Origin of the sequence: Streptomyces sp. NPDC003038 (genome assembly GCF_040611115.1) — a bacterium.
In the GTDB taxonomy this organism is placed as follows: domain Bacteria; phylum Actinomycetota; class Actinomycetes; order Streptomycetales; family Streptomycetaceae; genus Streptomyces.
In genome coordinates this window covers 1-20,667 of sequence record NZ_JBEXNN010000055.1, presented here as the reverse complement: position 1 = coordinate 20,667, position 20,667 = coordinate 1, and the positions used below count along the sequence as shown (strand labels likewise).

The following is a 20,667-nucleotide window of genomic DNA, read 5'->3' as shown; positions in this document are numbered from 1 at the left end:
GCGGGCGCCCTTCCCGCGGCCCCGCGCCCCCCCGCCCCCCGCCCCGCCCCCGGCCCGCGGTGGCGCTGGGCCCCCCCCCGGGCGCCCCCCCCCCCGGGGGGGCGCCCCTCGTCATTCCGTCTGCGGCGGGCACCTGCTCCGCGCGCTGCTCGACTCCGGACGCGCGCTCGCTCCCCCAACTGCATTGACCGTCCGGTGAAGTGCCCGCTGAACTTTCTATGGAAGCAATCCTCGTTCTCCAGGAGGATCGGCCTGAGTCGCGCGGCAGCGGACTCGACCACCTCCTCGGGCGGGAGCTCATGCCTTATCCGCACTTCGCCGTTGTCGAAGCGGACCTCGATCTTCATTCGGGTCAACGCCACAAGCGCATCCCAGTCGGCCGCGAGCGAGTGCTCTTCCACTAGAACGACCGCCATGTCCCCGGCAAACCGGGCGCCTCATTCCAGGAGCCCTTGGGGCGCCGTTCGCTGAACGGTTACCGCAACCGGTCAGCGAACGTGCCTGCGTACCCGGAACTGGAGCGGCACGTCTCTGGCCTGGACCAAGGCCGTGCCACGTGGTTTCGCGGGGGTCGGTAGCTTCTCAGCCCCTGGGGGCTTGCGATGCCCCGCCGGGCTGGAGGCGGACCGCACGCGGCTGCGGGCCGGTCCGGCGCTTGAGAATGGGGATGCGTGGCTGATCTGGGCGGTGATGCAGGTGGCCACGGAGATCGCCGTTCGTCTCCTGCTTCGCCGGGGCGGGCGTTCTGTGGCTCGCGCCCAAGACGATCCAGGGCTACGGCTGATGCGCTGAATCACTGCCGCGCTGATAACGCTCTTTGAATCTGGCTGTGGCCCACATTTCGTGACGATCACTGGCTGATGCAGCAGCACCTGGGAGTGGTAGGGCCGTCGGCTGAGTGGGTCAGAGTTCGATTCGGCGCTTCCACCATGGAAGGTCAGGTGCCTCGAAGGGGTTGTTGACCGTGCGCCGGAGAATCTGGTCATCCACGGGTGCGATGACTGCACGCAGTTCGCGTCGTGCCTTCGTGCGGAGAGTGTGGAGCGGGAGCTCCAGCAGGGTGCGGACGTGGTAGTAACCGCTCCGCAGGTCAGTGTCGTCGTATCCGTAGAAGGGAGCGACATCCCTTCGTGGGCGTCGGGCAGAGGAACTCCATCGGCGAAACGCATGTGCGACCTCGCCGGCTGGGAGCCCATGGATTCGCTCGAAGTGTGCGATCTGCCTGTTCGCGGATGGGGACAGCCCTCGGATCACGGGTGCCCGACCATGCCGGACTCGGTTGGCTCGGCGTGGGAGCTGAGCCCTGATCTCGCCCGGTGACCGGCGAGGCATGAACACTTCCAGATAGGAAGACGGTAGGTCCGCCGACGGTAGACCGTTTCAGTGCCCACGATCAAGCCTGAGGTAAGCACCGACGGTCAGCTGCTCAGCCGGCCGTGACCTGTTGTTCGGCGCGAGCGCGGGTGGTGCCCCAGCAGGTCACGGTGGCCGGGCAAGGATGAGTGTCCGTAGCAGCGAGAAGGATGCTCGCCCGTATGACCTACGTTTGATCAGCTTGATTCGTGTGACCTGACCCTCGACCGCCCCGGAGCTCCAGGGCAGGCTGAGGCCGTTGACGACTGCATCCCAGTCGTGTTGGAGGAATGCGGCGAAGGACTGGATCTGCTTCGGCCCGTCGTTCAGGGCCCGGGTCATCCACTGAGCGAGCTCGGTGCCTCGGCGTTCGCGGGCTATGGCGTTGAAGTCGTGGGCGAGCTCTCGGGCGGTGCTCAGGTCGGGGCAAGCCTCAAGGACACGCGCCAGCTGGTGCTTTCGCTGCCGGTCAGGGACTCGGGGCGACGCATGATCCAGCTGGTGATCTGGCGCGGGTTCGGGACGAGTACAGGTTCGTCGATGGCGGTGCCGGCTCGCAGTGTTGCGACGTACTTGCGGACGGAGATCTTGCTGCCTGGGTAGCCCTGCGCTCGCACTTCCCGGAACAGCTGAGCTGCGTTCGTCCCTCCTGTTCGGTATCGCTGCTGGATGTAGGGCTTGAACCGGGCGAGGGTTTCGGGGCGCCGATCGCGTGCCGAGGCCAGCAGGTCAGCGAGTTCGATGTTCGCGTAGCGGCGGACGGTCTTTCGGTCGAGGCGGAGGTCGCGACTGATGGCGCTGAGGTTGTCGCCGCGAAGAAGCCGGTCGTGGACGTCTTTGTGGCGTTGTCGGACCCGAGCGAGGATCTGGTTGTCGGGTGGATCGCTTGCGGGCGGCAGGGGTTCGATGAGCGCAAGAAGTGCGCCAGGGGATGTCGCATCAGCGTCTTTGCGCAGGCAGGGGCGGTGGGCGTGGGCGGTGCGTTCGACTGCGCGGGCCAGGCTATGGAGCAGATGCCACCGGTCGGCGACCTCGATCGCGTCGGGGGCGGATCGCTTGGTGGCTTCGCTGAACGGGCTGTACCGGTCCCGGCAGACGATCTCGACGCCTGGATGTTCCCTGAGCCAGTCAGCCAGGGTGTTCGCAGCACGGTCCGGCAGCACGTCGACGGGGCGACGGGTCTCGACATCCACGAGCACGGTCCCGTAGGTGCGCCCCTTGCGGAGCGCAAACTCGTCCACGCCGAGAACCCTGACGGTCCCCACGGGTGGATCCGGCAGCAAGCGAGCTGCCGGAGGATCGACGCCCGGTTCGCCAGCAGACCGAGTTGGGGCGCGAACCGAGCTCCCGCCCGGCCGCCCACGGCCAGCCCGATAGCCTGGAGCATGCGGGCTACGGCTTGAGTCCGACGAGCGTATGGCCTGGTCAGAGCATCAACCTGCTCGACGAATGTCCGCCGGAGGCAGGCCGCGTTGTCACAGAAGAACCGACGGACGAGCAGGCTGAGCACAGTGCGTCGCCCGCCCAGCGGCCGGTCCGCAAGCCGTCTCCAGTACGTGCTGTGAACCCTCGTTCCAACAGATCCGCAGCCCGGACAGACCACGTCACAGCTGTCGCTCCGGGCCTTGATCCGTACTGCTTCAGCGTCCGCTTCAACTCGGTCGACCACGAGGCCTTCGACCTCCGGCCAGACCAACTCCCGCAACCTGCACTCGATCCCCACCAGAACAACGCTGAAGGGCGAACGACCCTGGCCGACCCGTTGATCGAAAGTGATCGTCACGAAATGTGGGCCACAGCCTTGAAATCTCCCCAGGTGTCGCTCCTGAGGTGACCAAACCTGCTGCGGCCATCACGCCCGCAGAGCAGAACCGCCTGTCGCTGTGGGCCATCATCGATCGCTGCATTTCCTCGCCTGAAGACGGATTGGCTCTCCTCTCAGTGGGCCTGCGGATAGCCGATTTCGGAGATGTCTTGGGCCAGGTCCGCCAGGGTGACCTCTACGTTCAACGACGACACGAGTTCCTGGTTCACGGCCGCAAGGCATACAGGTCACTCACCGCTTCCAGATCCACAGGGACCTCGTAATAGTCCTCGGCGAAGCGCTGGAACGCTTCGGGTGAGCGGTCGACCAGTAGTTGGAACAGACCCGTCGCGCCATCAGGGTCGGCGCGGTCCGAGGGGAAGTCGATCGTGCCGTGGTGCCACTGATCATCCGTCGCCTCCCGCCACAAGCAGGCCGTCACGACGGGAACGCCCTCCTCGTCGGTGAACGCCGGCTCCTCGACGAAGGGCTTGAAGACATCGGGAACGTCGTCGATCACTCCCGGCCAGGGCTCGCCATCGTGGCCATATGGGCTCATCGGCGATTCGTGGCCGAAGCCGCGGACATAGACCCCGGCCGCCGAGAACACGATGGAGTACTCGTCTCCTGATCCGTTGCGCATCGAGGCCATCTCCTCCCCTTCAGCCCAAGTGGCGTTGAAGGAGTAGTACCGGCTTTCCCAGTCCGGGCTCAGGATCGCGTCGAGCATCGCAAGCGAGCGGCACAGGTCCCGCAGGTGGGCGATGGCGGGGAGCTGGCGGGCTACGTCATAGACAGTCACGGGCTCATCCAACCGGTCCCCTCTGACATCAGCCTCGCCCCGGCCAGATGTCACGGTCACTAGCAGTTCCAGAGCCGGACAGGCCAACACGCGACAGTTGAATCGGCGCATCCGGGCTACGTACGCCTGGTCGGACTCGGCCCCGTCCCCGTCAATCTCGGCCTGCTGGACCCACGGCGGGCTGTGGGGGTGGGCGCGGTTGATCGTTGCCTGGAGTGCCGCCTGGCGCCGACGGGTGCGTTCCAGCTCGGCCCACGGGCGGTCGGACAGCGCGGCTGATAGACGGCATACGGTGGCGGATCCGACCGGTGCACCGCGGTGTGATGTGCCGGAAAGTGCGGGCCGTGGGACCGGGTCTATGACCTATTCCGGCGCTGCAGCGAGACGGCACCTGGTCCCACATCGTCACCCGGCTCCAGGCACAGGCCGACGCGAAGGGCTTGATCACCTGGGACGTGAACGTCGACTCGACCGTGTGCCGGGCCCACCAGCACGCAGCCGGGGCAGCGAAAAAGGGGATCTCCAGAAGGAGCCGCCCGGCGGGCTTGCCATCGAGCCGGCCGACCACGGACTCGGCCGCTCCCGGGGCGGCCTGACTACCAAAATCCAACTCGCGGTCGAGCAGGGCCAGAAGCCCCTGTCGATCGTGATCACGGCCGGTCAGCGGGGCGACTCCCCGCAGTTCGAGCCAGTCCTGGACACCAACCGATCGCAGCTCAGGGTCCTCATCCCGGAACTCCGGGCCTTGGTGGACACCTCAGTTGCAGAGGAGGCCGAGGCGGTGCACGAGATCCTTGCTCTGACCGCTCAAGTCGAGCGCAAGGCTCACCGATATCTCGTCTTCAATGGCGACTGACGACATCACTTTCACAACAGGCCCTAGCGGTCGAAGGCACCCGCGGGCAGATCCGGTTCTCCCGTATGCCAGGCATCAGCGTGTGGCAAGGGTCCGGGACACCGGTCCAAGTCGTTGATCGAGACCCGGCGGACCCCGATCGCTTTCCGGATCCTTCGCACCGGCTGAGCGGGCACGGAGGTCCGACTGCCCGGACGGCCGCCGCCCTTGCCCGTCAGGGCCGCAGGCCGGCCTGCCTGAGGGCAACCTCGCAGAGGTCGGCGATGACGTGCTGGTCCCCGCGGCGCCAGGCGTCGGCGAGACCGCCCGGAGGGGCGGGGAGCGCGGCGAGGCCGTGCAGGGGGCCGGTGAGGGCGCGCAGGGCGAGCAGATCGGCGCCCCCGGGTGCGTCGGCAAGGCGTCGCACGGTGGTGCTGCGCCGGATCCAGCGCAGGCGTGGGGGAAGCCACAGCAGCAGTACGAAGAGCACCGGGATGACGATCAGTGCCGTTGCTGTCAGGGTGGCGACCTGGCTGACGCTGTGCTGGAGGGACTGTCCGGCGTCGGCGAACCCGGTACTGGCGTCGGCTGCGGACTGGAGCGGTTTCTTCAGGAGGTCGCCGACGAGCGGGACCTTCGAGGCCGCGTCGCCGGCGTTGTGGAGTTCAGAGGCGAGGCTGTCGCCCGAGCTCTCGACCTTCCGCCCCGGCTCGGCCAGCAGCGTGATCGCTTCGTGGACGGCGAGGGCGAACCACACCGCGGCGGCCATCAGGGCCACGGCCATCAGGTCCCCCAGCACCTGAAGGTTCCTGCGTGCTGGGGTCTGGGCGTAGAGGCGCATCGGCGGGCTCCCGTTCGAGTCAGGGCGCGAGGCGGACCCGGCCCCGCCGGGTGAGGCTCGGCCGGTCGGTCGACCGTACGTCGGACTCGACTCTTCCACCGGTCTCCGCTGGTAAACGTCCGTGACGCGTACTCGGTTCGCCACCGGCGCCGGGTTAGGGCGCCGCCGGGTCACCTGCCAGCCGCCACCCACCAGCCGTACCGGACCGTCGTTACCCGGGCGATGCACGGCACCGGACAACGCCGGCTCGGCCGACAGAACCGAAAGAGACGGCCTGCCGCCCGTACCGGGTGGAGCCCATGAGCTAACCGATAAAGACCGCCCACCGCGCGGTTACGTCAGGACGGGAAGCGCCGCGAGCCCGCGAACGAGACGGGTGTGCCGCCAGTCCAGTCGATCCGGCGGTGCGGCAAGCCGGATTCCGGGGAACCGCCTCAGTACCGTTCGAAGGGCGATCTCCGCCTCGGCCTTGGCCAGGGGAGCACCGACACAGCGGTGGATGCCGTGGCCGAAGCTGAGATGTCCAGCGGCGTCTCGGTCCAAGTCGAGCAGGTCCGGAGACGGGAACCGCTCCGGGTCGCGGTTGGCTGCTCCAAGCGCGACCAGTACCGGGACACCGGCCGGGATATCCGTACCGCCGAGAGTGACGGCCTCCGTGGTGAACCGGAAGGTAGCCGTACTGACGGGGGAATCGAACCGAAGCAGCTCGTCCAGCACAGCTGGGACATCGTCCGGATTCTTCCGTAGGCGATTGAGCTCGGCAGGGTGCTGGAGCAGCGCCAGGGCGGCGTTGCCGAGGAGATTAGTGGTGGTCTCGTGCCCGGCCACGAGCAGCAGCACCGCGAGAGAGACCAGTTCCTCCTCGCTCAGGCGGTCGTCTCCGTCGCGAGCCGAGATGAGCCGGTCAAGGAGAGAGGCACCGGGGTTCAGGCGCTTGGCTGCGACAAGGGCCGTGATGTAGTCGGCCATGGAATGCGAGGCCGCGTCGATGACGTCGGGTTTCCCTGCTGCGAACAGCTCTGCGGACCAGCGCTGGACGTCCGGCCGGTCTCCCTGCGGGACCCCGAGTAGCTCGCAGATCACGATGACCGGCAGGGGTACCGCCAGGCCCGCCATGAAGTCGAACTGCTCGCCGACGGGCCATTGGTCCAACAGCTCGTCGGTGACCCGGCCGATGAACGGACGCAGCTCCGCCACGGCCCCTGTCGTGAACGCCTTGGTCACCATCTTGCGCAGCCGGGTGTGCTGAGGTGGATCGCTGGCCAACATGTGGTGCGCCACCGCAGGGTGCAGGCGACGCAGCGACCCCTTGCCCGCGAAGAAGGCTGCCGTGTCCTTCGAGAGCCGAGCGTCGCCGAGGGCTTCTCTGGCTTCCGCGTAGCCGGTGACCATGTAGCTGGTGTGTCCACCGGACCCGCTGGGCACGGACTGCACCGGGCACCTGGACCGCATGGCCGCATAAGTGGGGTAGGGGTCCCGCAGGAAGTGGGGGTCCTGAGTCGGGTCGGTCATGCTTTTGGGCTCCGATCGGCTCTGGCTGACCGTGGCCGGCGACACGCCCAACACGGTGCGCGTAGGCGTCGGCCACCAGGAGGAGCCACTCCGTGTCCGCACGGACGTCCCGCATCGACACCTCTGCGTAACCACATGATGCCAGCCCATCCGGTCCTCATGCGCGCCGGCCAGCTGATATACCGTCAAGGTCGCAGGGGAAGGCGTGGGTAGCCGTCACGGGGCGGCGGCCAGGATACGGCGGCGGGCCGCCGGCCGGCAAAGCTTGACGTACCCGCCGCCGCCCAGCGGCAGGCCCTCCCCTGATGGTCGGGCGCTGCCGGAGGACGCAGTGGCTATCGGAGGTGCTCCTTGACCTGTTCGTAGACCGCGTGGTCGGTGCGCAGGCCCATGTGGTTGAGGCAGGCGGTGGTGCTGTTGACGGCTCCGTCGAGGGCGACGCTGTTGGCGGGGTTGATGATGCTGTCGCAGGGTGAGCCCCAGGTGGCGTAGCGGGGCGAGCCGGGGGTCTCATCACCGGAGTTGAGGCTGCTGAGGAAGGCGGATCCCGGTCGCATTTCGATGCAGGGGGCGCCGCCGCACCAGTATGCGGTTTGGGTGCCGTGGTTGGGTCCGCCCAGGGAGACCCACGCGTCGACCTTGGAGGTGCCGCCGAGGTTCTTGAGGTAGTAGCGGGAGGACAGGGCGCCCATCGAGTGGGTGACCAGATCGACCTTGGCGGCGCCGGTGGCGTCCAGGACCCGCTCAATCTCTTCGGCCAGTTGTTCGGCGGTGGTGGCGTTGGACTGGGTGAAGTTGTAAGTCCACGGATCGAGGTGGCCGGCCGGCCAGCCCTCCGTCCGGAACCGGTCGGCCATGGTCTGCCAGGTGGAGCCGTCGGAGTTCCAGCCGTGTACGAAGACGACCGGGTCGGGCCGGGTGGCCTGCTGGTGGCCGCCGGCTGCGGACGCGGGAGTGGGAAGCAGGGGCATGAACGCGAGGAGGAGCGTAGAGACGCTCCGCGACAGATTCCTGATCACTCGCGGTTTCTAACGTGCCGGCGGAAGGAGCGACAGGGCTTGACCCGCACGCTCACCCGCCCGGAGGCAGTGTTTCACCGTGACGCCTTAACATCCCCGGCCCCGCGTCCCCCGAAGAACGCCACCGTTTGCGCGGCCGGCGCGGTGGCGGTGCGGCCCCGGGCGGTCGCGTGGTGCTGGAGCACTTCGAAGGGCTGCCGCCCAGCCGCGGTGTCCCGGACAACGAGCTCGCCATCGAGGACCAGGCCGTCGGGAAGCTGCTCGGCGGCCGCGACGAGGTCGGGGAGAACCGGGCCGCGCCAGGTCGAGAGCAGCACCCGACCGCCGGACCTGGCCCGCGCCCGCGTCCGAGGCGGGCTTCAGCGCGCCTCGTACTGGTGCCGGTGCGCGCCGGGTCAGGATGGTGGCCCTGCGGGCCTCGGCGCCTCCGGGGGAAGGAGATCGGATGATCACCGCGGATGTCCAGCACGGCGGCAGCTCCGTCCTGGTCAGTGTTGGCGGGGAGCTCGACGAGGGCTCGGGGTCGGTACTCCAGCAGGTTCTGGGCGACATCGCCACAGGCGCGCGGGACCTCACGGTCGATCTGCACGGCGTCGTTTTCATGGACGCTGACGGACTGCTTCACCTCTTGGACCTGCACCGGCGCGCAGAGTGCCTTGGCCTGCGCGTCACGGCTGTGGGATGGCAACTGCAGCCGCAGCAGCTCATGGCCCGCGTCGCCGGGGTCCCCGGGTCCGGTTCCTGCACCGCGGAGCGGTACGCGCCGGCGGGCTTCCGCAGCCTGCTCCAAAAACGCGCGCAGCGCGCACAGGACCTCGCTGTCCTTCACGGGCAATGAGGGCCTTGTGCTGAGCGGGCACGACAAAGACGCTGCGAGCTCTTCGGAGTACGCGCCTTGGGCGCAGAAGACGCCGCTTGGGCCCAAGCTGGGCTGTCACGGTCTTTGCCGCACAGCAGCGGAACGGCTCCGCCCTCGGAAGAGGGGGAGCCGTTTTCCGTCTGGGGTGAGAGTGTGTCAGGCGTGGCTGTGGTTGCGCTTGTTGCCGGTGACCAGTCGGTAGACGGCGAGGAGGATGACCGAGCCGATGATGGCGGCGATCCAGGTGGAGAGGTCGAAGAAGCCGTCGATGGAGTCGACGCCGAAGATGACCTTGCCGAGAAAGCCGCCGAGCAGGCCGCCGGCGACGCCGATGAGCATGGTGATGATGATGCCGCCCGGGTCCTTGCCCGGCATCAGCGCCTTGGCGATGAAGCCCGCGAGCAGACCTATGAGGATCCAAGCCAGAATGCCCATGATGCGTCTCCTACCTCGGTGAATAAGGACGGTGTTAACGATCGTCTGCACCGTGCGGAGGTTTCCAAACGTCCCGAGTTCTCATTGAGCGCTTCGCGAGGTGACTTCAGCGGCTCAAGGACTGGCTCCGGGCGGAGGGCACCGTGCACAGGACGGCTGGTCAGCCGTTTCCCATGGCTTTGCGTACAGCATCCTTGGTGCGGTCCATCAGAGCCATGACAGGTCCCAGCGCCATGTTGGCCGCAGCGGACTCGATTCCGGGGTGGGGCCGGGTAGGAGCCATGGCTTCGGCGGCTTTCACTGCCTTGGCCATGGCCGCCAGGCGGGTGCCGTCGGTGCTGCGGCGGATGTGGATGAACTCGTAGCGCTCCTCTGCGCGCGCGTGCTCCTGGACGTCCGTGCGTAGCTTCTTAAACCGGGGCATGAAGGTCGGGTCGTCGGTGTCCAGGTCCTCGAGCGCCGCGAGGGTCTCCTTGGCGGCCTTCTCTTCGGCCAGGCGGTCCTCGACGACCTCCGCGCCGGCCTGCAGTGTGCGCCGGGCGAAGGGGTGGATGACCTCCTCTTCCGCGGTCTCGTGGACGGCGAGCAGGCGCACGAGGCGGTGGAAGGCGTCACGGCGCTCGTCCCCGGACGCTGCTTCAACCTCGTCGAAGAGGTTGCGGATGTCTCCGTGCTGGCGCATCAGGAGGGCGACGACGTCGGTGTCGGGAGCCTGGTCGTCCCCGGCCTGAGGGGTCTTGAGGTCTGACACGTCTGCCCGCCTCACTTCTTCTCTCGCATGGCGGGGTCCGGGTGCTCGCCCTCGGTCTGGACGCGGTACTCGCGGTCGAACATCGCGTCGTGCTCCGCCATGACGCGCTCGCTCGGCGGCTCTTCTCCGCCGTGGATTTGTTCCTGCATCTTCTCGAAGCGTTCGTGCGCCTCGCGCACATAGCCGGCGCCCAGGGTGGTCAGGTCCATCTGGGTGTCCAGCAGTTCGCGCAGGTAGGCCTTGTTCGGCTCGAAGGTGAGCACGTTCGGCAGCTCGGGGGCCAGGATCTCCGCCGGATCGCGGCCATCGATCCGACGCATCAGATCGCAGGCGGTGTGGAGGTGTTCCAGTTCCATGTTCAGGTGGAGCTCCCACACCGCCTTCACCTTGGGGTCGCTCTCCTGCTCCATGAAGGAGTGGTAGAGGTAGCACTCGTTGTACTCGTGGGTTACCAGTTGCTCCCACCACGTCTCGCCCGGGTCGACGAGGGACTCGTAGTGCGTGACGTGCTCTTCCTCGATGAGGCCGATCTCCTGGTAGAGCTGGCGGGCGATCGGCTCCATGTAGGTGGGGCCGGTGTTCATGTAGAAGTTCATCGTCTGCTGCTCCGCCGACAGGATCGTCAGCGCGTGCAGCTTCGACAGCGGGGCGGTCGCGGTCTTGTCGTAGGGGTCGCGGACGTTGTCAACCGGGTCGCGGTGGTGGAACTTGGTGGGCCTGCCCGGCATGACCTCGGTCAGTCCGTCGACGATCGACTCCGCCTTGCGGTGCTCGATCATCTCGTACAGGTTCGCGTACCGGTACAGGTGGTCGAAGTCCTCCAGGACACCGAACTGGTACGCCTGGCGCAGGTACGGGTCCGGCTCCATACGCGCCACCCACGAGGTCAGGTCCACCGCGACCTGCTCGTAGGCGATCGTCGTCTCCAGGACGGACGACACCCCGGGCAGCAGCCAGTTCACCACCTTCTGCTGCTGCGCCTCGATGTAGCGCGTCCGGGCGAGCTGCCGCTTGACCTCGGGGTCGATGGTGTTGCGGGCGAGCTGGTGGCTGAAGAGGATCGCCTCCACCTCGATCCCGTTCATCGTGATGATCCGGCACCGGGTATACGGGTCACAGCCGTCGGGATCGATGGGGGACACGTTCAGTTCGCGCCAGCTGCGCACCTGGCGGTCCAGCGGGATGCCCCGCTGCTCAAGAGGATTGAACGTCACACGGCACCAGCTTCCGGCAGGCATACGGACAAGGAACGCGGCCGACGGGCTATGTTTCCCGCCTCACCGGCCGTTGCGGCCGCTCCCCGCGCGGGCGCGCCCGTGCGTCACCCCATCGGCCGTGACCGCCGCACGCTCTGCCGGAGCGGGTCAGGGCGGCCGTACGGCCGGAGGCGGCGTACCACTGGGTGGCGAGGGCGACGGCGAGGGCCAGCTCGACCAGGTCCCCGCCGTAGTACATGAGCAGGGCGCCGGCGTGCAGGTCGGCGGTGGTGGGACCGGTACCGGGAGGCGGGGTGGAGTACAGGGTCTTGGCGAGGACGGCGTGGGCGGCCCCGGCTGCCAGCAGCGTGCCGCCGCGCAGTGGAAGGCCCCAGCGCCTGCGTACGGGGTCGAGCCGGCACACGGCGAAGGTGAACAGCAGCCCCGCGGCCAGCACATGTCCGTACAGGAGGATGTGGAGCAGCGGCCGGTGCTGGGCAGCAGCCCACAGCGGGGTGCGGTAGAGCAGCCACAGGCCGCCGATGTCCAGCAGGGCCGCGACGGGAGGAAACAGCAGCCGGCCGGCGGTCCTGGAGTGTGCGGCGGCCGGCAGCACGCGCCGCACGGGGCCGGGCGGCAGAGCGCGCAGGGCCAGGGTCAGGGGGCGGGCGAGGACGAGGAGCAGCGGGGCCGCCATGCCGACGAGGAGGTGCCGGCCCATGTGCACGGTGAACGGACCACCCGGCAGCGTGCCCGCCGCCGCCCAGGCCACGGCGGCGCCACCCGCGGCGAAGGACACGTCCCGCAGCCGGGGCCAGGCGTCTCCGCGGCGCCTCAGCCGGGCGGCGGCGAGCAGGTAGGCGGCGACAAAGAGCAGCGCGGCCGTGGCGGCGACGGCCGCGGCCCAGGACGCGCCCGTACCGGCCGGGCCGGGGTGGAGCTGGGCCGCTGTCACGCGGGGGCCTTCCCTCCGGTGCGGCGCCGCGCGCGCACGGTGAGGACGGCTCCGACGAGCAGGAGTGCCGCGCCGCACGCGTTCCAGGCCCAGTCGTAGGGGGTGACGTCGACGCCGTAGCGGATCTGGTGCAGGCGCAGCAGTTTGTGGTCCACCACGCCGTCGAACAGCTGGAAGGCCCCGAGGCCGAGGAAGAAGCCGCCCCATCCGTGCGCCGTCGACAGCGCGCGGCGGCGGCGCAGGTCGGCGTAGAGGAAGAGACCGGCGACCAGGCCCAGCAGTTCCGCCGTGTGGAGCAGGCCGTCGGAAAGCAGGCCCACCCGGGTGGTGGAGCGGTCGTAGAAGTGGTGCCAGCCGAGGACCTGGTGGAAGACGATCTCATCCACGGCCGCCATCACCGCCGTCCCGATCAGAGCGCAGACCGCCGTGGACCTCCGCGTCTGCGGGTGCGCGCCGGGCGCCGTAGGCGTGGGTGAAGCGCTCATCGCGTCTTCCTTCCTTCGTTCCGTCTCCCGGTCACCTCTACCCCGCGCCGCCGAACCGCGCGCACCGACGGGTCCGTGGGAGGCGGGCCGTGCTCGGGAGGGCGGGGGCCGGCTCGAGGCCACAGGCACCAAAGGTGCCAGGGCCCGGACACGGCACCGAGAACGGTGACGGCGGCCGCCGCCGGAGCGACGAGGAGGAGAGGCGCATGCCCCAGCCCGGAGTCAGGGCCGATGCCTCCGCGGCCGGCTCGAACGGGACACGCTCGTCGTGATGCCGACGGGAGGCGGTGAGGGGCGACGACGCCGCATACCTGGTCCTCTCGCCCGAGCAACTGGCCAAGGACGAGGTGGGCGAGCGCTTGGCCAGAACGCGGCCCGCGCTGTTCGTCGTGGACGAAGCCCAGTGCGTGTCGACGTGGGGCACGGCTTTCGTCCGGCGTACCTCCGTCTCTTCTCGGCGTTCCAGCGAGTGGGCCGCCCCACGGTGCTCGCCCTCACGGCTACGGCGGCGCCACCCGTACGTCTTGCGCGTGACGGGCACCGGCGCGTCGGTTGACCGGTGCCGCTTCGGTCAGGGCCACACGGCAGCCGATCCGCTCGCCGGCGGAGCCGATGGCGTGCCGCAGGCGTAGCAGGTGGCCGCCGGCCACGCCCAGGTCGGTGCACACCGTCCCGTTTCCCGGGGTGGGGTACGCAGGCGGGCCCGCCGCTCCTCTCGGAGGGCGGGGAGATCGAACACGTCGGCTTAAAGGGCGTGCGAGCGGGCAGTCGCGCAGTATGTCGATCGCCTGTTCGGCCGTAGTCGTGTGACGCGGGCCGTCAGTGCACGGGAGTGAACGTACATGGTGGAGGTGGCCCGGACCGCGGGCGGACGGGCGCGCGCAGTGGTGTGGCGGCCCCGGAGCGCGAGTGGAGCGAGGGGTGCCGCATGTGTGGCGTGAGCGGGGAAGTGCGTTTCGACGGCCGTCGGCCGGACCTCGCCGCGGTCGAGCGCATGACGGATGCCCTGGAGGAGCGGGGTCCTGACGGCAGAGGCGTGTGGTCGCAGGGTGCGGTGGCGCTCGGACACCGCCGGTTGAAGATCATCGACCTCTCGGAGCGCGGCGCCCAGCCCATGACCGATCCGCAGCTGGGCCTCACGGCCGTCTTCAACGGCTGCGTCTACAACTACCGGGAACTGCGCGGACGGCTCGAAGGGCTGGGTCACCGCTTCTTCTCCGACTCCGACACCGAGGTCCTCCTCAAGGCCTACGGCCAGTGGGGGCGCGAATGCGTCGACTTCCTCGTCGGCATGTTCGCCTTCGCGGTGGTGGAGCACCACACGGGTCGCGTCGTGCTGGGCCGCGACCGCCTCGGCATCAAGCCGCTGTACGTCACCCAGGGCTGCGACCGCCTGCGCTTCGCCTCCTCCCTGCCGGCCCTGCTGGCGGGCGGCGGAGTCGATACCTCGCTGGACCCGGTGGCGCTGCACCAGTACCTGAGCTGGCACGGCACGGTCGTGGCGCCCCGGACCGTACTGGCCGGCGTGCGCAAGATCCCGCCGGCCACCGTCCGTGTCATCGAGCGGGACGGCACCCACCGCGACCACTGCTACTGGCAGCCCTCGTACACCCGCGACCGCCACTCGGAACTCGGCGACGACCCGGCGCTCTGGCGGGAGGCGGTGCACGACGCCCTGCGCACGGCAGTACGGCGGCGCACGGTCGCCGACGTCCCCCTGGGCGTCCTCCTGTCGGGCGGACTGGACTCCAGCCTCATCGTGGCGCTGCTGGCCGAGGAGGGGCAGCGCGACGTCGCGACCTTCGCGATGGGCTTCGAGGCGGAGAACGGGGAGGAAGGCGACGAGTTCCGGTACTCCGACCTGGTCGCCCGCCGGTTCTCGACCGACCACCACCAGTTCATGATCCCCTCGGACCGGCTGCCGGCCGCGCTGGAGACCGCGATCGGCGCCATGAGCGAGCCGATGATCAGCCATGACGCCGTGGCGTTCCACATGCTGTCGGAGCAGGTCGCCAAGGAGGTCAAGGTGGTGCTCTGCGGCCAGGGGGCGGACGAGGTGTTCGCCGGCTACCACTGGTATCCCCCCATCGCCTCGGCCGCCCGGGACGGCGCGCCCGCCGCCTACGCCGACGCGTACTTCGACCGCACGCACGCCGACCTCACCGCCATGCTGCACCCGGCAGCCGCCGCGGACCACGACTCCTCGCGGGACTTCGTCCGCGCCCACATGGATGCCCCCGGCGCCGAGACCGCCCTCGACGCGGCGCTCCGCCTAGACGTCCACGCGCTCATGGCCGACGATCCGGTCAAGCGGGTCGACAACATGACGATGGCCTGGGGCCTGGAGGCGCGGGTGCCGTTCCTGGACCACGAGGTCGTCGAACTGGCCGCTGCCTGCCCCCCGGAGCTCAAACTCGCGCAGGGCGGCAAGGCCGTGCTCAAGGACATCGGACGCAAGGCCCTGCCCCGGGAAGTCGTCGACCGCCCGAAGGGCTACTTCCCGGTGCCGGCGGTCCGACACATGGCCGAGCCGGTGCTGGCCCGGGTACGGGATGCCCTGACGGCTCCGGAAGCGCGCCGGCGCGGGATCTTCGACCAGCGCTACGTGGCGGAGCTGCTGGCGGCGCCCAACCTCCACCGCACCAAACGCGGGGCCAACACCCTGTGGCAGGTGGCTTCGCTGGAGCTCTGGCTGCAGGCGCACGGCGTCAAGTGATCGGTGAGAGCCCTTGGAAGCGGAAGCCCTCGAAGAGGCGGACATGCCCCTGGATCGCACGAAGCCCGCGGCACGCACGGCGGCCGGCGCGGCCCGCCCCGACACCCCGGCCCGCCCCGACACCCCGGGCCGCCCGGACGGCCCGGACCGTATGGGCCGCTTCCGGCCGGTCGACGTCGCGCACGGCTCCCTCGGGCCCGTCGGTACGACGGCGACCCCGGCCCCCGGGGGCGGCGCGCCCGCCTCGGCACCAGTACCGGCCCCGGTGCCGGTACTGGTGCCCGACAGCGGAGGCGTCGATCCGCCGACCGTCCTGACCGCCCACGGATGCTGGTACCCCTCGGCGGACCCCACAGGTGAGCACGTGGCGTTCATCTGCGACCGGGCGGGCGTCCCGCAGTTGTGGAGCGGTCCCGCCCGAGAGGCCGAGGCCCATGTCCTCGACGCTGACCCCGACCCGGTCACCGAGGTTTCCTGGTCGCCCGACGGGCGCTGGATCGCATACACCTCGGCACCGGGCGGCGGCGAGCACACCCGGGTCCTGGTGGTGCGCCCGGACGGTACCGGACGCCAGATCCTCGCGGGCGCCGAGCCGGGCGGCTCCGCCCACCTCGGCTGCTGGACCCGCGACGGCGCCGCCCTCGCCGTCACGGTGGCGCAACCGTCCGCCTCGGGCTGGGAGCACAGCGGGTCCGGGCACCTGCCGCAGGACGCCTCCGAGGGGTCCGGGCTCCGGGCGGGCGCGGGGGCGGGGGCGGCTGCCGCTGCGTGGACCGAGCGCGACGGGCACGCGACGCTGCTCGGAGGCGGGGTACCGCGGACGGGCGGGCCAGCCTTCGCGTCGTCCGTGCCCGGGGCGCTGCACCCGGCCGCAGCTTCCGGACCGGCCCAGGCTTCCGGACCGGCCCCGGGTGGCAGGCTGGCCGCCTACCTGGTCGATCCAGACGGTACGAACGCCCCCGCCCTACTGTTCAGCGAGGCGGGCGCCGCCTCCCTGCGCGTGTGCGATGTGAGCGCGGAGGGCCGCTTCGCGCTCGTGCGCCGTGGTCCGCGCGGGCGCCGGGAGGCCCTCGTGCTGGACACGGCCTCGGGCCGCACCGCCTTCTCGCTGCACGTAGCCGACGGGGATCCGTGGATCGGCCGGTTCTCCGCCGACGCGCGGACCCTGTGGCTGCGCAGCGACGCGCGGCGCGAGTTCGCGGCGCTGCTGAGGGTCCGGCTGGACGAGGACGGCACCTGCCGGGGCCTCTCCGTCGCGGCCGAGCGCGAGGAGTCAGCCCTCGACCTGCTGAGCGTCCCCGACCACGGCCGGTGGGCCCTGCTCGCCTGGAACATGCACGGCGCGAGCGAGCTGGAGAGCGTGGGCCTCCCCGGTACGGACGCGGACGGCGGCATCGGCCCGCACCACCGACCGGTCCTGCCCCACGAGGTCGTGACCCGCATCGCACCTGTGGCACGAGGCGGATTGTTCGCCGCCCTGTCGGGGTCCCGGCGCAGGCCCGGCATCTGGGAACTGGCGGGCGGCTTCGCCCCGGTGCGCACCGGCTGGTCGGCGCGCGACGAAGACGCCGTCCCGCCCGGGCGGCCCCCCGTATGCCCGGTGCCCCTGCGCTGCCGCGCCCGGGACGGGCTGGTGCTCGGCGGCTGGTACTACCGGGCGCCGGAACACGATCCCGGCCGGCCGGCCCCGTGCGTGATCCACCTCCACGGCGGCCCGGAAGAACAGGAACGTCCGGTGTTCAGCCCGCTCTACCATGAACTCCTGGGCCGGGGCTTGGACGTGTTCGCCCCCGACGTCCGGGGGTCATCGGGCTGGGGACGATCCTTCGTGGACGCCGACCTCGGCACCGGCCGGTTCGCGGCGATCGACGACGTCGCGGACTGCGCCGCACACGTGGTCGCGCTCGGGTACGCCGACCCCCTGCGGCTGGGGGTGATGGGCCGCTCGTACGGCGGCTACCTCACGATGGCCTCCCTGGTCTGGCATCCGGAACTCTTCCGCACCGGTGTCGCCGTCTGCGGGATGTCGGACTTCGCCACGTTCTTCGCCGGCACGGAACCGTGGATCGCACAGTCCGCCGCCGCCAAGTACGGCCACCCCGCACACGATCGGGACCTGCTGCGCGCCCTGTCCCCGATGAGCCGCGTCGACCAGCTGCGCACCCCTGTGCTGGCCGTCCACGGCGAGCACGACACGAACGTGCCGCCGACGGAGTCGGAGCAGTTCGTCCGCGCGGCGCGCGATCGCGGCATCCCGGCGGAGCTGCTGACCCTGCGCAACGAGGGCCACGAGTTCCTGCGTGCGGACAACCGCCGCCTCTACCGGCGGGCCGCCGGGGACTGGCTGCAACAACACCTCGGCGCCGGCGCGACTTTGTGACCTTCCCCATGAGTTGCTGGGCCGGATGCGGTCAACTCGCTTCAGGACCGAAGGCGTCCGGAGCGATCCGCCAGCCAGGTAGGACACCAGCGTCCGTGCCGCGCTGCCTCATGGGTGAAATCCTCGGCATGGGCTCCTTCGGTGTCCGCGCGGATCAGATCACGACGGGCAGGCGGCGGCGGTTTCAGCCTCCGACAGAGCGGCGGCAGCGTCAGCTCAGACGCTTGCGTCCAAGCGACTGCGGACCGCGTGGTTGTGACTCCGACCGAATAGTTGGCGGTTGAGAGCTGTAGTTGGCCAGGGATTGATGCCGGAGCTCCTGCGAGCCTCACACCCGTCCGGGGGAACGCCACGCCAGGATGGAGAGGCCCGAGGGCCCCGGCACCCTGGGCGTGAGGAGAACGCGTTGATCACCACGGACGTCCAGCGATACGGCACGGTCTTGGTCAGTGTCACAGGGACACTCGACGAGGACGCGGGCGCGGCGCTCCAGCGGGCGCTGGACGACGTCACCCGCGACGAGCGGGACCTCATGGTCGACCTGCACGGCGTGACGTTCATGGACTCCGGCGGCCTGCTCCACCTCCTGGCCCTGCACCGGCGCGCGGAGTGCCTGTGCCTGCGTGTCCTGGTCGTCGGCTGGCAGCCCCAGCCCCAGCAGCTCATGGCCGAGGTCGCCGGCATCCGCGGGCCGGGTTCGGCCACCGGGGAGCGGTACGCGCTGGCGGGCTTCCGTCGGTTGCTCGAGGACCGGGCGCTGCGCGCACGGGACCTTTCGGATTTCGCTGCCGGATGGCGCCCCGCGCCTAGCGTGGCGGGGCCGCTGCCCGGTGCGGAGCGTTTCCCCTAGCCAAGGCGGCGCCCGCGGCGCGGCGGGATGCGGCAGAGTCGTGCAGGGAGCGGCGCAGCAGCTGGGTGGCTACGCCACCGGGTTTCCCGTTCAGGTCGGTGGGCGGGTGCAGGCCGTCGATGAGGTCCACGAGGCGGCGTGGCTGGGGCTGCCAGTTGTAGGCGAAGAACGCGATGCCGCGCGTGTCGAGACGGCGGACGAAGTCGATCAGGCCGCGCAGGCCGACGACGTCGAGGAACGTCAGGTGCCGCATGTCGCAGGCCACGACGGCAACGCCACCGTCCAGGGCGGCCTGTACCTCATCGAGAGCGGACCTGCTGTCCAGGTCGAGCTCACCGGCCGGGGTGAGGTGCACGGTCGGCCCATAGCGCCTCATCATCATGCGGAAGTCCATATCGAACACACCTCGCCGCGATCGGCTGACTGGATGCACGCCAGTCCGCTTCCGGGCACCGGATGACCTCGACCGATAGTCGCGCGGTCCCGGAACCGTCCGCAAGCCAGACCCTCCAGGACGCGGTCAGCTCCTCAGCGGATCGGCTCCCGCACCTCGGTGTTCTACGAGGTGGCCTCGGTCGACAAGCCATCGGTGTTGGTGGGCCTGTTGAGCGCCATCGGGACCGCGGCATGGTCGGACTGTTCTTCATCCCGGCCGCCTGCTCCCGCCAGCTGCCGGACGTCATCCGCCAGCGCTCCCGCAGCGCACCGGCCGCCCCAGCTGAGGCGGATCTCGGCGACAGTCCGGCTCGACGAGGGTGACCTCGAGGGGATCGCGGGCACCCCAGGCGGAAGACAAGCGGACGCCGGTCCACGGATGGTCGGGGCCGGCCGCGGTGAGGTGTTCGGCAAGCTGACGGGCGGCATCCGGCTTCAACGGCGTGGTACGGCCGCCCGGGCGCAGCCTTCCGTCGGCGTCGAAGCGGCCCAGAACCACCGCCGCGCCGCCGGTACGGGAGGAGATCACCGAGCGCCTCGGCGCCGCTTCCGTAGGGGCGGCAGGCCCAGACCGGTCGCCCAGACGGCGCGATAGGTGGACAGAGGGTCATCTCGAAGCCATGGGGATCACCCGTACGCGCCGCCGGGAGGGCGTGTACGGGGATGGAGCGCTGGAGTAGACAGTTCAAGCGCGTGCAAGGGCCTGCCGATGGCATGAGCGCGTCCGTCCGCCCGACCTCGCGAAGGACCCCGTATATGGTGACATCGACCGAGCCTGTGACCCCCATTCCCGTGCGGGGACGCGGGTGGGGAAGTGTGCTGATCTCGTGGATCACGACGACCGACCACAAGAAGATCGGGCACCTGTACCTGATCGCGTCGTTCGCGTTCTTCATGTTCGGGGGTCTGCTGGCCCTGCTCCTGCGGGCGGAGCTGGCCCGCCCGGGGCTTCAGCTGATCTCCAACGAGCAGTACAACCAGACGTTCACGCTGCACGGCACGGTGATGCTGCTGCTGTTCGCCACTCCGACGTTCGCCGGTTTCGCCAACGCGATCATGCCGTTGCAGATCGGCGCACCGGACGTCGCCTTTCCCCGTCTGAACATGCTGTCGTTCTGGCTGTTCCTGTTCGGCGGTCTGATCGTGGTGGCGGGGCTGGCGACGACGCAGGGCACGGCCGACTTCGGGTGGACGGCCTACACGCCGCTCAGCAGTGTCGAACGCACGCCGTTCGTGGGCGGCGACATGTGGATCATGGGACTTGCCTTGGGCGGTTTCGGGACGATCCTCGGCGCGGTCAACTTCATCACCACGATCATCTGCATGCGGGCGCCGGGTATGACGATGTTCCGGATGCCGATCTTCACGTGGAACATCCTGCTCACCTCGGTGCTGGTCCTCTTCGCGTTCCCGGTGCTCGCGGCGGCGCTGCTGGTGCT

Annotated in this window: 19 protein-coding genes and 4 pseudogenes; 8 read left to right on the top strand and 15 right to left on the bottom strand. The window is 69.8% G+C overall.

The genetic code is table 11. From position 1 onward, the window contains the following. Positions 1–1,479 precede the first annotated feature (1,479 nt). The 4 genes and pseudogenes from ABZX75_RS32660 to ABZX75_RS32645 form a co-directional block, all read right to left on the bottom strand. A complete protein-coding gene (locus ABZX75_RS32660; protein ID WP_355417329.1) occupies positions 1,480–1,773 on the bottom strand; it encodes a transposase in 294 nt (97 codons plus the stop codon). Then, positions 1,770–2,594 (bottom strand): transposase, encoded by an 825-nt coding sequence (locus tag ABZX75_RS32655; protein WP_355417323.1) that lies wholly within the window; start codon positions 2,592–2,594, stop codon positions 1,770–1,772. The genes ABZX75_RS32660 and ABZX75_RS32655 overlap by 4 nt, the downstream gene beginning before the upstream one ends. 242 nt (positions 2,595–2,836) lie before the next feature. Further along, positions 2,837–2,956: pseudogene (locus tag ABZX75_RS32650) on the bottom strand (transposase family protein); the annotation flags it as partial. Between the two features lie 335 nt (positions 2,957–3,291). Then, positions 3,292–3,959: pseudogene (locus tag ABZX75_RS32645) on the bottom strand (hypothetical protein). Positions 3,960–4,434: 475 nt separating this feature from the next. Here ABZX75_RS32645 and ABZX75_RS32640 point away from each other — a divergent pair. Beyond that, positions 4,435–4,815 (top strand): hypothetical protein, encoded by a 381-nt coding sequence (locus ABZX75_RS32640; protein WP_355417332.1) that lies wholly within the window; start codon positions 4,435–4,437, stop codon positions 4,813–4,815. 23 nt (positions 4,816–4,838) lie between these two features. After that, positions 4,839–4,961, top strand: a pseudogene (locus tag ABZX75_RS32635) (amino acid ABC transporter substrate-binding protein); the annotation flags it as partial. A 68-nt stretch (positions 4,962–5,029) separates the two neighbouring features. Here the strand turns inward: ABZX75_RS32635 and ABZX75_RS32630 are convergent. From ABZX75_RS32630 to ABZX75_RS32615, 4 genes are all read right to left on the bottom strand, one after another. After that, on the bottom strand, positions 5,030–5,635 hold the full coding sequence (locus ABZX75_RS32630; protein ID WP_355417320.1) for a hypothetical protein: 606 nt from the start codon (positions 5,633–5,635) through the stop codon (positions 5,030–5,032). 333 nt (positions 5,636–5,968) lie between these two features. Beyond that, positions 5,969–7,147, bottom strand: a complete 1,179-nt coding sequence (locus tag ABZX75_RS32625) for a cytochrome P450 (RefSeq protein ID WP_355417317.1) — start codon at positions 7,145–7,147, stop codon at positions 5,969–5,971. A 335-nt stretch (positions 7,148–7,482) separates the two neighbouring features. Next, complete coding sequence (locus tag ABZX75_RS32620; RefSeq protein WP_355417314.1) at positions 7,483–8,118, bottom strand: triacylglycerol lipase; 636 nt, start codon at positions 8,116–8,118, stop codon at positions 7,483–7,485. A gap of 122 nt (positions 8,119–8,240) precedes the next feature. Further along, positions 8,241–8,483 carry a hypothetical protein gene (locus ABZX75_RS32615; RefSeq protein WP_355417311.1) on the bottom strand — a complete coding sequence of 81 codons (243 nt, stop codon included), beginning with the start codon at positions 8,481–8,483 and terminating at the stop codon, positions 8,241–8,243. Positions 8,484–8,611: 128 nt separating this feature from the next. Here ABZX75_RS32615 and ABZX75_RS32610 point away from each other — a divergent pair, with 128 nt between their 5' ends. Beyond that, positions 8,612–9,004 (top strand): STAS domain-containing protein, encoded by a 393-nt coding sequence (locus ABZX75_RS32610; protein WP_355417308.1) that lies wholly within the window; start codon positions 8,612–8,614, stop codon positions 9,002–9,004. A 177-nt stretch (positions 9,005–9,181) separates the two neighbouring features. Here the strand turns inward: ABZX75_RS32610 and ABZX75_RS32605 are convergent, their stop codons facing one another. The 5 genes from ABZX75_RS32605 to ABZX75_RS32585 all read right to left on the bottom strand — a co-directional run bounded on the left by ABZX75_RS32605 (position 9,182) and on the right by ABZX75_RS32585 (position 12,847). Further along, positions 9,182–9,460, bottom strand: coding sequence for a GlsB/YeaQ/YmgE family stress response membrane protein (locus ABZX75_RS32605; RefSeq protein ID WP_355417305.1), 279 nt, complete (start codon positions 9,458–9,460; stop codon positions 9,182–9,184). Between the two features lie 160 nt (positions 9,461–9,620). Then, positions 9,621–10,211: a hemerythrin domain-containing protein gene (locus tag ABZX75_RS32600; RefSeq protein ID WP_355417302.1), complete on the bottom strand. Its 591-nt coding sequence runs from the start codon at positions 10,209–10,211 to the stop codon at positions 9,621–9,623. Between the two features lie 11 nt (positions 10,212–10,222). After that, positions 10,223–11,425 carry a hypothetical protein gene (locus ABZX75_RS32595; RefSeq protein ID WP_355417299.1) on the bottom strand — a complete coding sequence of 401 codons (1,203 nt, stop codon included), beginning with the start codon at positions 11,423–11,425 and terminating at the stop codon, positions 10,223–10,225. A 49-nt stretch (positions 11,426–11,474) separates the two neighbouring features. Further along, positions 11,475–12,362: a cytochrome c oxidase assembly protein gene (locus ABZX75_RS32590; RefSeq protein WP_355417296.1), complete on the bottom strand. Its 888-nt coding sequence runs from the start codon at positions 12,360–12,362 to the stop codon at positions 11,475–11,477. After that, positions 12,359–12,847 (bottom strand): DUF2243 domain-containing protein, encoded by a 489-nt coding sequence (locus ABZX75_RS32585; RefSeq protein ID WP_355417293.1) that lies wholly within the window; start codon positions 12,845–12,847, stop codon positions 12,359–12,361. Before ABZX75_RS32585 ends, ABZX75_RS32590 begins: the two co-directional genes overlap by 4 nt. A gap of 284 nt (positions 12,848–13,131) precedes the next feature. On the opposite strand from ABZX75_RS32585, the pseudogene ABZX75_RS32580 reads away from it, so the two are divergent. Further along, a pseudogene (locus ABZX75_RS32580) lies at positions 13,132–13,370 on the top strand (DEAD/DEAH box helicase); the annotation flags it as partial. On the opposite strand, the gene ABZX75_RS32575 reads toward ABZX75_RS32580, so the two are convergent. Continuing rightward, positions 13,348–13,515: a hypothetical protein gene (locus ABZX75_RS32575; RefSeq protein ID WP_355417290.1), complete on the bottom strand. Its 168-nt coding sequence runs from the start codon at positions 13,513–13,515 to the stop codon at positions 13,348–13,350. The pseudogene ABZX75_RS32580 and the gene ABZX75_RS32575 overlap by 23 nt on opposite strands. 260 nt (positions 13,516–13,775) lie before the next feature. Here ABZX75_RS32575 and ABZX75_RS32570 point away from each other — a divergent pair, with 260 nt between their 5' ends. The 3 genes from ABZX75_RS32570 (at position 13,776) to ABZX75_RS32560 (ending at position 18,793) form a co-directional block, all read left to right on the top strand. After that, complete coding sequence (locus ABZX75_RS32570; RefSeq protein ID WP_355417287.1) at positions 13,776–15,563, top strand: N-acetylglutaminylglutamine amidotransferase; 1,788 nt, start codon at positions 13,776–13,778, stop codon at positions 15,561–15,563. A 43-nt stretch (positions 15,564–15,606) separates the two neighbouring features. Continuing rightward, on the top strand, positions 15,607–17,943 hold the full coding sequence (locus tag ABZX75_RS32565) for a prolyl oligopeptidase family serine peptidase (RefSeq protein WP_355417284.1): 2,337 nt from the start codon (positions 15,607–15,609) through the stop codon (positions 17,941–17,943). Positions 17,944–18,349: 406 nt separating this feature from the next. Next, a complete protein-coding gene (locus tag ABZX75_RS32560) occupies positions 18,350–18,793 on the top strand; it encodes an STAS domain-containing protein (RefSeq protein ID WP_355417281.1) in 444 nt (147 codons plus the stop codon). Here the strand turns inward: ABZX75_RS32560 and ABZX75_RS32555 are convergent. Further along, the gene (locus ABZX75_RS32555) at positions 18,750–19,187 is read right to left on the bottom strand and encodes an STAS domain-containing protein (protein ID WP_355417277.1); all 438 of its coding nucleotides are present in this window, start codon (positions 19,185–19,187) and stop codon (positions 18,750–18,752) included. The genes ABZX75_RS32560 and ABZX75_RS32555 overlap by 44 nt on opposite strands. A gap of 797 nt (positions 19,188–19,984) precedes the next feature. Here ABZX75_RS32555 and ABZX75_RS32550 point away from each other — a divergent pair. Next, positions 19,985–20,667 (top strand): cbb3-type cytochrome c oxidase subunit I (locus tag ABZX75_RS32550; RefSeq protein WP_355417326.1); only part of this gene is annotated, 683 nt, incomplete at its 3' end.

Coding starts and splice junctions, on each gene's coding strand:
- ABZX75_RS32630 (WP_355417320.1), bottom strand. CDS start 5,635: ATGCGCCTCTACGCCCAGACCCCAGCACGCAGGAACCTTCAGGTGCTG.
- ABZX75_RS32625 (WP_355417317.1), bottom strand. CDS start 7,147: ATGACCGACCCGACTCAGGACCCCCACTTCCTGCGGGACCCCTACCCC.
- ABZX75_RS32620 (WP_355417314.1), bottom strand. CDS start 8,118: ATGCCCCTGCTTCCCACTCCCGCGTCCGCAGCCGGCGGCCACCAGCAG.
- ABZX75_RS32610 (WP_355417308.1), top strand. CDS start 8,612: ATGATCACCGCGGATGTCCAGCACGGCGGCAGCTCCGTCCTGGTCAGT.
- ABZX75_RS32605 (WP_355417305.1), bottom strand. CDS start 9,460: ATGGGCATTCTGGCTTGGATCCTCATAGGTCTGCTCGCGGGCTTCATC.
- ABZX75_RS32585 (WP_355417293.1), bottom strand. CDS start 12,847: ATGAGCGCTTCACCCACGCCTACGGCGCCCGGCGCGCACCCGCAGACG.
- ABZX75_RS32570 (WP_355417287.1), top strand. CDS start 13,776: ATGTGTGGCGTGAGCGGGGAAGTGCGTTTCGACGGCCGTCGGCCGGAC.
- ABZX75_RS32565 (WP_355417284.1), top strand. CDS start 15,607: ATGCCCCTGGATCGCACGAAGCCCGCGGCACGCACGGCGGCCGGCGCG.
- ABZX75_RS32555 (WP_355417277.1), bottom strand. CDS start 19,187: ATGGACTTCCGCATGATGATGAGGCGCTATGGGCCGACCGTGCACCTC.